Source organism: Pandoraea captiosa (genome assembly GCF_902459775.1).
Lineage (GTDB): Bacteria > Pseudomonadota > Gammaproteobacteria > Burkholderiales > Burkholderiaceae > Pandoraea > Pandoraea captiosa.
Genome location: NZ_CABPSQ010000022.1, coordinates 29,724 through 42,603 on the forward strand (window position 1 = coordinate 29,724; position 12,880 = coordinate 42,603).

Sequence of the window (12,880 nt, forward strand, 5' to 3'; positions counted from 1 at the left end):
CGCGAACGTGGCGGGATTTTGCGGCGTCGGCGTCACGGTGCCCATGGCTCGCTCTCCTCCACCTTGTCGCTCACGACCAGCTTGGTCACCGGCGAATCCGGCACCACGTTCAATGCACGCAGCGTGCCACCCACGATCGACGCGAACACCGGGCCCGCGGCGACACCACCGTAGTGCGATCCGCGGCCCGGCTCATCGAGCGTGACGGCCACGATGATGCGCGGCTCGGACATCGGCGCCATGCCGACGAACGACGCGCGGTACTTGCTCTTGTCGTATCCGCGGCCCGATTGCTTGTACGCCGTACCGGTCTTGCCGCCGACGCGATAGCCGATGACCTGCGCGCGCGTGGCGGTGCCGCCCGGCGACGTCACCATTTCGAGCATCTTGCGCACTTCGCGAGCGGTCGCGGGCGAGATCACCTGCGTTCCCTTCACCACACTGCCGTCTGTCTTGTAGATGGAGATCGGGAGCAATTCGCCGTCATGCGCGAAGACGGTGTACGCACGGGCCAACTGAATCAGCGACGCCGACAGGCCGTAGCCGTACCCCATCGTCGCCTGCTCGATCGGACGCCAACTTTTGGCCGGGCGCAGACGTCCCGCCACCGCGCCCGGGAAACCGAGCTTCGGCGCCTGCCCCAGACCGACGCTGGTGAACATGTCCCACATTTCCTGCGGCTTCATCTGCAACGCAATCTTGGCGGTGCCGATGTTGCTCGACTTCTGAATAACGCCGGCCACGGTCAACAAGCCGTAATCGTGCGTGTCGGTAATGTTCGCGCCGAAGAAGTTGGCACGCCCCGTGGTCATCACCGTCGACGTCGGCTTCACGTAGCCGTTTTCGATGGCCGCCGCAATGGTGATCGGCTTCATGATCGAGCCGGGCTCGAAGGTGTCGGTAATGACGCGATTGCGCAACTGCGCGCCTGTCAGATTCGTCCGGTTGTTCGGGTTGTACGTCGGCAAGTTGACGAGCGCGAGCACTTCGCCCGTGCGCACGTCGAGCACCACGGCGCTGCCCGCCTTCGCCCCGGTGCGCTCGATGGCGTCCTTGAGTTCGCTGTAGGCGAGGAACTGGATCTTGCTGTCGATCGAGAGTGTGATGTCGTGGCCGTCGCGCGGCTGCGCCAGGATGTCGAGGTCCTCGACCACACGACCAAGACGATCCTTGATCACGCGACGGCTACCCGGTGTAGCGGCCAGGTCCTTCTGCATCGAAAGCTCGACACCTTCCTGGCCAATATCCTCGACGTTCGTGAACCCGACCACATGCGCGGCGATTTCGCCCTCGGGGTAGAAGCGCTTGTATTCCTTGCGCTGATACACGCCGGGAATATCGAGTTCCGCGACCTGCTTGGCCACATCGGGCAAGACTTGCCGCTTCACATAGACGAAGCTCTTTTCCTGGTTGAATTTGCGACGCAGATCCGGCTCGCTCATCTCGAGCAGTCGGGCCAGCTTGCGCACCTGCTCGGCCGAGACGTCGTCGGGCACGTCTTCCGGAATCGCCCAGATGGCCTTGACCGGCAGACTGGTGGCAAGCACCTGCCCGTTACGGTCGAACACTTTGCCGCGCGTGGCGGACATCTCCAGTGTGCGTTCGTAACGGCTCTCGCCCTGACGCTGATAGAAGGCATTGCCCGGCCCCTGAATCCAGAATGCGCGCGCGACCAGCGATGCGAAGGCACCGAAGATCACGAAGACGAGCATCTTGGAGCGCCACATCGGCAGACGCACGGACAGGACCGGGCTGGCAGAGAACTGCACATCCTTGGTCTTGGCCTTGGCGTCTTTGCGGCGAATCATCGCTTGCCTCCGCTCGCAGGGGCCGACGCAGCGCTCGCCGTGGGCACCGGCACATCAACCATGGCACCGGAACCACCGGCGGGGGCGGACAGGTACTGCGTGCGACCCGGCGAGACGGCCTGCATCTTCAGGTCGCTGCGCGCCACGCTCTCGATACGGGCGCTCTTGCTCTGGGCGCTCTGCTCGTACTGCAGACGATCCCAGTCCTGCAGCAACTGATGCTCGAGCGCCTGCTCACGGTTCAGTTCGACGAACGTGCCACGTGCGCGGTACTGCGCATTGATCAGAGAGAGCGCGCAGCCGATGAGCAGCGCGAGCAGGAGGATATTGAGCCGGCTCATGACGACACCCGCTCCATCACACGCATGATTGCCGAGCGCGAACGCGGGTTCGCTTCGATCTCGGCGTCCGACGGCTTGATCTTCCGGCTGGCTTTGAACGGCGGCTCGGGAATTTCGTGGGCGCGCAAAGGCACGCGGCGATCCACCGCCGGTGCGCTCGAGCGCGCTTGCATGAAGCGCTTCACGATACGGTCTTCCAGCGAATGAAAGCTGATCGCCACGAGTCTGCCTCCCGTTTCGAGGACATCGGCCGCCACATCCAGTGCTATCTGCAAGTCCGCAAGCTCTTGATTGACGTGAATCCGTAAAGCCTGAAAGGTACGTGTTGCCGGGTCCTTGCCCTTCTCACGGGTCTTGACGGCGCCCGCCACGATCGAGGCAAGCTCGCGTGTACTGACGAGAGGCCCGAGGCGGTCGGCGTCTGCCCGGCGAGCAACAAGCGCCTTTGCAATCTGAAAAGCAAACCGTTCTTCCCCATAGTCCTTGATGACCTCCGTCATTTCTTCCAGCGTTGCCCGAGCCAGCCAGTCGGCGGCCGACTCGCCGCGCGTGGGATCCATGCGCATGTCGAGCGGGCCGTCGAAACGGAAACTGAATCCGCGCGCGGGGTCGTCGAACTGCGGCGACGAAACGCCCAGGTCCAGCAAAACGCCCGACACCTTCTCAATGCCTTGCCGGGCCATCGCTTCGCGCAACGTCGCGAAGCTGTCGTGCTCAATCGAAAATCGCGGATCGGCAATCTTTGCCGCCTCCGCGATCGCTTGAGGGTCCTTGTCGAACGCGATCAGTCTGCCCTTCGGGCCCAGCCGTTCGAGCAGCCTGCGACTGTGCCCGCCGCGGCCGAACGTGCCGTCGACGTATACGCCATCGTCGCGCCACAGCAAGGCATCCACGGCCTCCTCCAGCAGGACCGTGCGGTGCTGCATTACCGTTTCCACCGCTTGCGCCATGCTCGTCGGACCACCTGATCTGTCAAAAAGTGAAGTTCTTCAGTGCCTCCGGCATGCCCTGCGCCATCGCCGCCTGTTCCTTGGCGGCATATGTCGCGGCATCCCAGAGTTCGAAATGACTGCCCATGCCCAGCAGCATGACTTCCTTGTCCATGCCCGCGGCCGCACGCAACTCCGGCGCCACCAGGACACGGCCCGCCGAATCCATCTCGACATCGGCCGCATTGCCCAGAAAAATGCGTCGCCACCAGTGCGCGTCCATCGGCAGTGCGGCGATCTTGCCGCGGAAGATCTCCCATTCGGGACGCGGGAACAGCAACAGACATCCATCCGGGTGCTTGGTGATCGTCACCTTGCCTTCAGCGTCGCCCTGAAGCACGTCACGGTGCCGGGCCGGAATCGACATCCGTCCCTTTGCATCCAGTGAAAGTGCCGAGGCTCCCTGAAACACGTGCGCTCCCGTGAGGTTTCGTCCGCCTGCCCGTCATGCCGAAAGAGAAAGATTTTGTGCCCTACGCCACACAAAAATACACTTTCTCACACTATTTCCCACTTTAGAGGAGAGTGTATGGCCGGTCAAGCGTTTCGCCCGTTTTTCGAAGGGAATTTGGTAGACAGAACAATGACTTAGCTCACTTTCCTAAAGCGAGAAAACGGAATTTTGTCAGGAAAATTAAAGACATAAGTGCGATAGTGAAAGTGGAACCTCATATTTCAGGCATCGCCTCGCGGGAGGCCCGCCATCACTATCGATACCGGGTAGTGCGCGCTCACGCCGAGCCAAAACGACGCCGTCGTTGGCCGTGACGTGAAACGCGAGGATGTCGACTCAGGAGGTAGGGGGTCTTTCGGGGGGACGTTCCGAACACACTATATATAGTAGGCCGTCGTCGTCATGACTTTGGCGGCAGCGCGCATCACGCGCTGTACGGGGACCGGCAATTCGACGCCACCGGCGTCGCGTGCAGCCTGACCGTGCTCGATCTCGTCGACGCGCATTTGATCGACGATGGCGCGCGAGCGCAAATCGTGCGGCGGCAGTTCGTCCAGATGACTATCCAGATGGTGCTCCACCTGGCGCTCCGTCTCCGACATGAAGCCGAGGCTCACTTTGTCGCCGCACTTCCCGGCGACAAAGCCGATCGCAAACGCGCCGGCGTACCACAGCGGATTGAGCAGGCTCGGGCGCGAGCCCAGTTCGGACAGGCGGTGCGCCGTCCATGCCAGGTGGTCCTCTTCTTCCTTCCCGGCATGCTCGAAGGCACGTCGCAGCTCCGGGCGCTTCGTGGCCAGTTTCTGTGCCTGATACAACGCCTGCGCACAGACCTCGCCGACATGATTGACCCGCATCAGGCCAGCCACGTGGCGACGCTCCTCTGACGTCAGTGCGTCATCCGCGATGGGGGCGTCACTATTCGTAGCGGTTACGGGGGTAGGCGTCGGACGGGAAGCTTGCGTAACCCCCGCGATTGCACGCAGGCCACGGTCAAGTTCGGAAATCAGGCTGTCGGAGAACATCGTACTTTCAACTCGCTTCAATCTTTCACTATGTGGAACGTTGGACGATTCGTTCGCGTCTGCCGCCGATGATACGCCCCTTTATCCGGCGCGCCTTGCGCGGGCGCAAACGCGCGAAATCCCCGCCAGACGCCGGTTTCCACGATGTTGCGTAAACGAAACAAAACCCGTCGCAAACCCGCGTAAAACCGGCCTTTTCCTTTGCCGCCCAAAGTGAATTTGTTACATTACGTCCAACTTCTCGCGAAGTTGATTAGCAAGGACGTTATCACTAGTGACCTTGTTAAACAAATCTCACAATCCTTTGGAGATCACTCAATGAAAAAGTCGCTTCTCGCTCTGGGTGTGCTCGGCGCATTCGCTGGCGCTGCTCACGCACAAAGCAGCGTGACCCTGTACGGTATCATCGACGCTGGCCTGCAATACGTCAGCAAGACCGGTGGTAACCTGGCCGGCACGGGCAACACCTCGAAGAACTTCCAGTTCGCCAACGGCAACCTGCAAGGTTCGCGTTGGGGCCTGAAGGGTGCTGAAGACCTCGGTGGCGGCCTGAAGGCGATCTTCGTCTTGGAAAACGGCTTCAACCTGGGTTCGGGCACGCTGGGCCAGAACGGCCGTATGTTCGGTCGTCAAGCCTACGTTGGTCTGAGCAGCGCAACGGCTGGTACGCTGACCATCGGTCGTCAGTACGACTCCGTGGTTGACTTCGTTGGTCCGTACGCTTCGGGTAGCCAGTGGTCGACGTTCGCGGGTGCTCACCCGTTCGACAACGACAACCTGAACAACTCGTTCCGCGTCAACAACTCGGTCAAGTACACGACGGTCAACTACAACGGCTTCAGCGCCGGCGGTATGTATGGCTTCTCGAACTCGGCTAACAACGGTTCGACCGGTTCGGGCTTCGCCAACAACCGTGCTTACTCGTTCGGTCTGGGCTACGCTAACGGCCCGGTGTCGTTCGGCGCAGGCTACTTGTACCTCGGTTCGCCGGCTAGCAACGCCAGCGGCGTGATCAACAACGGCGGCGATGCTACGACCCCGATGACGCTCGGCGGCGCAGTTGCCAGCGACAAGGCATGGATCGCATCGGCAGGCGGTTCGTACGCCTTCGGTCCGGCAACGGTGGGTCTGGTCTACGCTCACAGCGTGTACCAGTACATCGGTGGCGGCAGCTGGAAGTTCGACAACGCCGAACTGAACGCCAAGTACATGCTGACCCCGGCTCTGCAACTGGGCGCATCGTACACGTACACGTGGTCGACGCTTAACCTGACGGGCAGCAGCGTGTCGCCGAAGTACCACCAAGTCAACCTGGGCGTCGACTACTTCCTGTCGAAGCGCACGGACACGTACCTGGTTGGTCTGTGGCAACACGCCAACAACGACGCTCCTGGCGGCGCATCGTTGAACGGCCTGGGCTTCTCGAACAGCACGAACCAGTTCGCTGTTACGGCCGGTATCCGTCACAAGTTCTAAGCTGACAGTTTCTGTCACTTAGGCTTTGACGAAAGGGCACCTTCGGGTGCCCTTTTTTTGTTAGCTCGAAGCCTTTCGAAACAGAGACTCCCGCGAGAGCGACGGCCTCGTGTCGCCCCTAGCTTGACCGCGCGTTTATTTCAAACCTAAAATTTCCACATTGTAAATTTCTCTCTCGCTGACCATGAGCCTCGCCGAATCCGACTCTCTCGATCTCGAAACGCGAGCGCACGACCGCGAGCATGACGCCCTGCGTCTCTGGCTGCGTCTGCTTACGTGCGCCAACCTGATCGAGACGGATATCCGCTCGCGCCTGCGTCAGGAGTTCGACTGCACGCTGCCGCGCTTTGACTTGCTTGCGCAGCTGGATCGACATCCCGAAGGGCTCAAGATGGGCGAGTTGAGCAAACGGATGATGGTCACCGGCGGAAACGTCACCGGCATTACCGATCAACTGGAAAAAGAGGGTTGGGTGACGCGCGAAACCGTCGTCAACGACCGGCGCGCTTTCCTGATCAAGCTCACGCCGCGCGGGAAAAAGGCCTTTTCCAACATGGCGCGCTCCCACGAGGAATGGATCGAGCAGCGCCTGGGCAGATTGCCGGAGGAACAGCGGCACCAGCTTTATCTGTTACTCGGGGATTTGAAGGCGGTAATTGCCTGACAGGGGGCATCTCACACGACCTAACGACTCGCTCGTGCCGGCGCATCCAGCAGGCCCCGTGCTGCGGCCGCTTCGGGCGTCGCGTCCAGCGCAGTCAGCATCTCGTTACGCTCGGGCTCCGGTCGCTTCGACATCGCCTTGACCGCCGCGTAGAACGAGGGCAAGTCGTCTTCCTTCTGCGCCAGCAGCGCCATGAACGCCGGCACCCATTGGTTGTAGGTGGCGAAAGATCCGATCTTGGCGTTGTTCAGATCGCTGGCAAACCATACATCGAATCCTCTGTAGCCGCCCCACGATGCCTTCAACGCCTCATAGTCGGCACGCATGCGAGCGAACAAGGCTTCCTTGCTCGCCAGCTTTTGGGCATCAGGCGCCGAGCCCCCGTACAGCAATTCGAGACGCTCCCGATACCCATCCACCAACTTCCGAAACTCGCGACGGTGCGAATCGTAGCGCTCATATTCGATCGCGGCATCCGGGTGTGCGGTCAGCCAGCGGCGCACGCCCACGGTTTCCACTGTCACGGCGAAGGACTCATTGAACGCCGTATCTCCGCGGACGAACAGTATCTGATGCGCGAGCTCATGGAAGATCATGCGTGCCACCTCGGCCCGCGGGAGATAGATGAACGTGTTTAAGAGCGGGTCATCGAAATAGCCCAGCGTCGAGTATGCGGGAATGCCCGCCACGAAGGTTTCCCAGCCCTCCCGATGCAACGCTGCGGCATAAGCCTCGGCCGATTCGCGAGAGTAATAGCCGCGGTACTCAACGCATCCGACGACAAGAAGACAAGACTCGTGGAGTTTCAGCGATAGCGCCGGGGCGGCAAAGACGTTGTAGACGACGAATGGTCGCTTCAGGTCGGCGTAGCTACGGTAGCTCCCATTGTCGGGCTCGCCCAGCACCGAGACCGCATAGCTTCGGATTTGCTCAGCCTCGATCAGCCGCGTGCGAAGGCGAGGGTCAATTGCCGGGTCAGTCACCAGATCGGACACCGGCTTTGCCGCATGCAAGACCGTAAAATGCCCGTTAATCGACTGAGCGTAATAGCCGACCTGTCCGCAGCCCGAGAGTGCAAGCCCCATACCGCACGCGACGATGATGCCAATCGTGCACCACGTCTGGCGCATGCGCATCAAAAACGCCATCGACATGGTCAGGCTCCTCCGGGGCAGCAGACGAACAGCGCCCGATCTCAAACCGGCGCGACCTCCACCAGGCAATCGTAGAAAGTCGGGGCGCGCCCAAGGTCGGTGAGGTTCTGGCTTGTGACTTCGTTGGCATTCTTCCCATCCGGCGCCAGCTTCTTCCACCAGATCGACAGGCCGACGACAACACCCTCACGCGCCTTGTCCGTGATGCGCGCCTTGGCGTTCAACGTGCCACGATCATTGAAAATGCGTACCTCATCGCCATCCGCAATGCCTCGTGTGACGGCATCCGACGGATGAATATCCAACGTCGGTTCACCGACCGACGCGCGCAGACTGTCGACGTTGACGAAGCTCGAATTCAGGAAGTTACGGGCCGGCGGCGAAATCATGGCCAACGGGTAGCGCGATGCCAACTGTGGATTGCTGGCGACCGACTCATACGGTGGCACCCAATCCGGCAGCGGGTCGAAACCTTCTTGCAACATTCGCTCGGAGTAAAACTCGCACTTGCCGGACGGCGTATAGAACTGGCCATTGGCAAACGGCGCTTCCGGCAGATCGTAGCGAATCCACCCGTTGCGCTTGAGCGTCTCCCAATCGCTTCCGGCCATGCGCGGGTCGCTCCAGCGAATCGATTGCGCCGCCAATTCGTCGTCGGTGTCGGAGAAGCAGGCGTCCTGCCACCCCATACGCTTGGCTAGCAGTCGGAATATTTCGGAATTCGGTTTCGCCTCGCCGAGCGGTGCAATCGCAGGGTTGTTCGCCAGCAAATAGGTGTGGCCGTAAGCCTTATGAATGTCGAGGTGTTCGAGCTGGGTCGTCGCGGGAAGCACGAAGTCCGCATAATCCGCTGTGTCCGTCTGGAAATGCTCCAGCACCACCGTAAAGAGATCCTCACGACCGAAACCGCTTGCGACCTTGCCGGATTCCGGCGCGACAGCCACCGGATTGCTGTTGTACACCACCAGCGCCTCGATTTTGGGACCGAATGTTTCGTCGCCCGGGTGGCACAGCGCATCTCCGATCGCGCTCATGTTGACCAATCGCGGCGCGCGGTCCTGTCGTGGGCGAAGGTCGGGACGCGCCTGAGCCAGCACGTCCACCGGTGCATAGCCGGACGACGACATCAGCAATCCGCCCGCCGGATCCCGCCACGCGCCGATGAGCGCCGGTAGGCACGCCACCGCACGCGTAGCCTGACCACCGCCTTTGGCACGCTGCATCCCGTAGTTCAGTCGGATCGCTGCCGGCTTCGCACTCGCGTACTCGCGAGCCAGGTTCACGACAGTGTCCTTCGTAATGCCACAAATCTCTGCGACGCGCGCGGGCGTGTACCCTCTCACGCGCTCTTTGAGCTCGTTGTAGCCGATCGTATGTCGCGCGATGTATTCGTGATCGACCAGATCTTCGTTGATGAGGACGTGCATCATGCCCAGCGCGAGCGCGGCGTCCGTGCCGGGCAACAGCGCAATGTGCTGATGGCACTTTTCGGCGGTGAGCGAGCGATAGGGATCGATGGCGATCAGCTTCGCGCCCCGGCGCTTTGCCTCCTGCGCGATGGCCCAGAAATGCACGCTCGACGTGATGGGGTTGCTCCCCCAGATCAGGATCAGTTTGCTGTCGGCAAAATGCTCGACGTGCATGCCGACGCCGGCGCCGTAGGTGTATCGCATGCCCGCCGCGCCTGCGCTTGCGCAGATGGTGCGATCGAGATCGGAGGCCCCGATCTTGTTGAAGAAACGTGCGGCCATCGACTCGCCTTGGACGAATCCCATCGTGCCGGCATAGCTGTAGGGCAGAATCGCCTCCGGCTCCCGTGCCGCAATAGCGCCGAGCCGCGACGCGATCTCATCGAGGGCTTCGTCCCAACTGACACGAACGAATTGACCACTGCCCTTGGGACCGACCCGCTTGAGCGGATGCAACAAGCGATCAGGGTGGTAGGTCCGCTCGGTATAGCGAGAGACTTTCGTACACAAGACACCATTGGTCGTCGGGTGGTCAGGGTCCCCCTGCACCTTGATCGCGACGCCATTCTCCACCGTCACATGCAGTGCACACGTATCGGGGCAGTCATGCGGACATGCGGCCCGAACGACGTGGGTATTGGTCGTCATCAAACTACTCCTCTCTCTACCGGATTACCGCGCCGCACAACGTTGGGACGCTGGCGATATTGTATTACGTTCATCCGGGCACTGCCCCGTCGCACGGGGCATTCGGCCATTTTTCGGCCTTGTCCGACCCGCCGTTCGGACAATTCCGGGTAAGGTGCCAGACCTAACCATTCGGGGTAAGATGAGCCATTGCGCTCAGCAGGAACCCGTCATGAAGCTCATCCCAGAAATCGACGCCGCCCGCGGCGAAATTCAGACCATTCGACGTGACATTCACGCACATCCGGAACTCTGCTTCGAAGAGAAACGCACGTCCGATGTTGTCGCGGAAACCTTGACCCAATGGGGAATCCCCATTCACCGAGGCCTTGGCACGACGGGCGTTGTCGGCATCATCAAGAATGGCAGCAGCAACCGCGCTATCGGTCTGCGCGCCGATATGGACGCCTTGCCCATCCATGAGGCCAATACGTTCGAACACGCCTCCAAGCATGAAGGCAAAATGCACGCCTGCGGACATGACGGTCACACCGCCATGCTGCTCGCTGCGGCGCAATACCTTCAGAAGCATCGCAATTTCGACGGCACCGTCTATCTGATTTTCCAGCCCGCAGAGGAAGGTGGTGGTGGCGCGCGCGAAATGATCAAGGACGGCCTGTTCACGCGCTTCCCGATGGACGCGGTGTTCGGCATGCACAACTGGCCGGGTGTACCGACCGGCACGTTTGCCGTAACGCCCGGCCCCATGATGGCGTCCAGCAACGAGTTCAAGATTACGATCCGGGGCAAGGGTACCCATGCGGGCATTCCTAACGCCGGGATCGATCCTGTCATTGCTGCCGTTCAGGTTGCACAGGCGCTGCAGAGCATCATTACCCGCAACAAGCGCCCCATTGACGCGGCGGTGCTCTCCATTACCCAAATCCATGCCGGTGACACGACTAACGTGGTGCCCGACGTCGCATGGCTTGGCGGCACGATTCGCACTTTCTCCATCGAAGTCCTTGACCTGATCGAGAGCCGACTTCGCGAAATCTCGGAGTTCGTCGCCAAGGGCCTCGGATGCTCGGCGGAAATCGAATTCCAGCGCAACTATCCGCCAACCATTAATGAGCCCGCGATGGCTGCACTGTGCGCCGACGTGATGCGCCAGATCGTGAGCGACGAGAACGTCAACGACAAGGTTGAGCCGACGATGGGAGCCGAGGACTTCTCGTTCATGCTGCTCGAAAAGCCGGGCGCGTACGTCTTTATCGGCAATGGGGACGGGGCACATCGTGACATTGGCCATGGCCTTGGTCCCTGTAACCTTCATAACGCCAGCTACGATTTCAACGATGACTTGCTGCCGCTCGGGGGGACTTACTGGGTCAAGCTCGTCGAAACGTATTTCGAGCGAAACAAGTAATCACCAACCTCACTGAGATTCGGTAACAAGCAAAGAGCCGGCGATTTCAAGTCGCCGGCTTTTTCTTTTCAACGTGGGTGTCGCGCTACTTGGCTGCGGTTGTCGTGGGAATACCATCCGTATCCAGACGAATGTCCCCGTACCATGCAATGAAGTCGGACTGCGTGTTGTCGCCATCGCTCATGATGGCGATGCCAATCAGGCGCCCGGGACGCTCACCGAACGCCCTCTCGTAATCCTTCGCGATATCACGAGAATACGTCTGCCAAGTGCCCAAATGTTGGCTACCGCGCTCGACAACGATGGATCGAATGCGCCCCGTATAAGGATTTGGAACCAGTTCGTTGGTCGCTAATTTGTCATCGCCCCATGTGTACATCAGCGTAGCGAAGGGCAACTCGCGCCCGCTCACCATGCGGGCCAACTCGCGATGCATATGGTCCTGCATGGACAATTTCGCGGGATCGCCGTCGAAGGCGAGCGCTATGCGCACGGGGGCATCGTCGGACCGTTTGGTGCGGATGTCGGCGTTGGTAGGCAAGGCATCCGCTCGCCAACGCCATGTCAGCCTGGCCCCTGGGTAGACCGGAATATCGAGTTTCTGCGCTAGTCCCGAGGCAGATCCCTGCACTGTCGCGCGGACCACAGCGATACCGTCTCCGTCAGCGGTTTGCTCATAGCGTGTCAGTCGCTTATTGCGTGTGACGAGATAGGTTTCCCAATGGGGTGGAAGCCCTTGAGCATCAACGGGAGCGGAGAGTGGCGCGATCTCTCCATGGGACGTGGACGCCAGAGATTCTGCTTGTGGCGTCGGTGACGACCCCAAAGACGTGCATCCACTGAGTCCCCAAAGCACGATGGCCCCGCTCACGCAAACCGTCGCACCTACACGCCATCGAGTAGCGCGCTCTTTCCAATACCGTCTCACCACTTGTTTCACTCCCCGAACTACCACTAACCCCGTGGCGGAATGCTAAGCGAGAAATCGACCGCCGATCTACCGGGGATTTCACTTCGTGATGCCAATGCAACACTATTCGAGGTGCTCAAGCGCGGCGGAGGAAAAGGCCCCGGCGTCGCAAGGGTCGGCCTCTAGCTCGATGCGAAGCTATCGTGCGGAGAAACCAATGACGGGGTAGCTACGAGGATCAACCTGGCGCCAACCGAGCCTCAGGACTTATAGCGTTCCCAATGCACGCGCCATGCGATGGACTGGAGTGGCGTGAATGCGGCAGTGGCCGACGAACGCAGGAACGGAGAGGCCCGACCGGAAGCACAGGAGTACCGCTACGCTGCGAGTGAGCGCGAGACCAAGCTTGGCGCCGGTTGCAGGTGGAAGTGCGAATTACGCAAAGCACGCACAAAAGCCCGCCCAAAAGCAAAAACCCCTCGCTACTGGGTAGCAAGGGGTTTTTAAGGGGAACCTGACGATTACCTACTTTCA

11 protein-coding genes are annotated in these 12,880 nt (G+C 60.7%); 3 read left to right on the top strand and 8 right to left on the bottom strand.

Annotation, left to right across the window (positions count from 1 at the left end):
• Positions 1-32 precede the first annotated feature (32 nt).
• The 5 genes from PCA31118_RS26340 to coq7 form a co-directional block, all read right to left on the bottom strand.
• The gene (locus PCA31118_RS26340) at positions 33-1,808 is read right to left on the bottom strand and encodes a peptidoglycan D,D-transpeptidase FtsI family protein (RefSeq protein WP_150627883.1); all 1,776 of its coding nucleotides are present in this window, start codon (positions 1,806-1,808) and stop codon (positions 33-35) included.
• Positions 1,805-2,149 carry a cell division protein FtsL gene (gene ftsL / locus PCA31118_RS26345; protein ID WP_044457168.1) on the bottom strand — a complete coding sequence of 115 codons (345 nt, stop codon included), beginning with the start codon at positions 2,147-2,149 and terminating at the stop codon, positions 1,805-1,807. Before ftsL ends, PCA31118_RS26340 begins: the two co-directional genes overlap by 4 nt.
• Positions 2,146-3,099, bottom strand: coding sequence for a 16S rRNA (cytosine(1402)-N(4))-methyltransferase RsmH (gene rsmH / locus PCA31118_RS26350; protein WP_425495407.1), 954 nt, complete (start codon positions 3,097-3,099; stop codon positions 2,146-2,148). The genes ftsL and rsmH overlap by 4 nt, the downstream gene beginning before the upstream one ends.
• Positions 3,100-3,121: 22 nt before the next feature.
• Complete coding sequence (gene mraZ / locus PCA31118_RS26355) at positions 3,122-3,550, bottom strand: division/cell wall cluster transcriptional repressor MraZ (protein ID WP_010806918.1); 429 nt, start codon at positions 3,548-3,550, stop codon at positions 3,122-3,124.
• 419 nt (positions 3,551-3,969) lie between these two features.
• On the bottom strand, positions 3,970-4,617 hold the full coding sequence (gene coq7, locus PCA31118_RS26360; RefSeq protein ID WP_150627884.1) for a 2-polyprenyl-3-methyl-6-methoxy-1,4-benzoquinone monooxygenase: 648 nt from the start codon (positions 4,615-4,617) through the stop codon (positions 3,970-3,972).
• Positions 4,618-4,935: 318 nt separating this feature from the next.
• Between coq7 and PCA31118_RS26365 the strand changes: the two genes are divergently transcribed.
• Positions 4,936-6,093 (top strand): porin, encoded by a 1,158-nt coding sequence (locus tag PCA31118_RS26365; RefSeq protein WP_150627885.1) that lies wholly within the window; start codon positions 4,936-4,938, stop codon positions 6,091-6,093.
• Between the two features lie 184 nt (positions 6,094-6,277).
• The gene (locus PCA31118_RS26370) at positions 6,278-6,757 is read left to right on the top strand and encodes a MarR family winged helix-turn-helix transcriptional regulator (protein ID WP_150627886.1); all 480 of its coding nucleotides are present in this window, start codon (positions 6,278-6,280) and stop codon (positions 6,755-6,757) included.
• 20 nt (positions 6,758-6,777) lie between these two features.
• Here PCA31118_RS26370 and PCA31118_RS26375 read toward each other — a convergent pair whose 3' ends face one another.
• Complete coding sequence (locus PCA31118_RS26375; protein ID WP_425495408.1) at positions 6,778-7,887, bottom strand: aminopeptidase; 1,110 nt, start codon at positions 7,885-7,887, stop codon at positions 6,778-6,780.
• Positions 7,888-7,952: 65 nt separating this feature from the next.
• Entirely contained in the window at positions 7,953-10,028 is a 2,076-nt protein-coding gene (locus PCA31118_RS26380; RefSeq protein WP_150627887.1) for a molybdopterin-containing oxidoreductase family protein, read from the bottom strand.
• A 211-nt stretch (positions 10,029-10,239) separates the two neighbouring features.
• Here PCA31118_RS26380 and PCA31118_RS26385 point away from each other — a divergent pair, with 211 nt between their 5' ends.
• Positions 10,240-11,436, top strand: a complete 1,197-nt coding sequence (locus PCA31118_RS26385; RefSeq protein ID WP_150627892.1) for a M20 aminoacylase family protein — start codon at positions 10,240-10,242, stop codon at positions 11,434-11,436.
• Between the two features lie 85 nt (positions 11,437-11,521).
• On the opposite strand, the gene PCA31118_RS26390 is transcribed toward PCA31118_RS26385, so the two are convergent.
• A complete protein-coding gene (locus PCA31118_RS26390) occupies positions 11,522-12,391 on the bottom strand; it encodes a DUF3047 domain-containing protein (RefSeq protein WP_150627888.1) in 870 nt (289 codons plus the stop codon).
• Positions 12,392-12,880: the final 489 nt, after the last annotated feature.

Bases quoted from the DNA above. Each gene is read 5' to 3' on its own strand.
- PCA31118_RS26365 (WP_150627885.1), top strand. From the start codon at position 4,936: ATGAAAAAGTCGCTTCTCGCTCTGGGTGTGCTCGGCGCATTCGCTGGC.
- rsmH (WP_425495407.1), bottom strand. From the start codon at position 3,099: ATGGCGCAAGCGGTGGAAACGGTAATGCAGCACCGCACGGTCCTGCTG.
- PCA31118_RS26380 (WP_150627887.1), bottom strand. From the start codon at position 10,028: ATGACGACCAATACCCACGTCGTTCGGGCCGCATGTCCGCATGACTGC.
- PCA31118_RS26370 (WP_150627886.1), top strand. From the start codon at position 6,278: ATGAGCCTCGCCGAATCCGACTCTCTCGATCTCGAAACGCGAGCGCAC.
- PCA31118_RS26375 (WP_425495408.1), bottom strand. From the start codon at position 7,887: ATGCGCCAGACGTGGTGCACGATTGGCATCATCGTCGCGTGCGGTATG.
- ftsL (WP_044457168.1), bottom strand. From the start codon at position 2,149: ATGAGCCGGCTCAATATCCTCCTGCTCGCGCTGCTCATCGGCTGCGCG.
- PCA31118_RS26340 (WP_150627883.1), bottom strand. From the start codon at position 1,808: ATGATTCGCCGCAAAGACGCCAAGGCCAAGACCAAGGATGTGCAGTTC.
- PCA31118_RS26385 (WP_150627892.1), top strand. From the start codon at position 10,240: ATGAAGCTCATCCCAGAAATCGACGCCGCCCGCGGCGAAATTCAGACC.
- coq7 (WP_150627884.1), bottom strand. From the start codon at position 4,617: ATGTTCTCCGACAGCCTGATTTCCGAACTTGACCGTGGCCTGCGTGCA.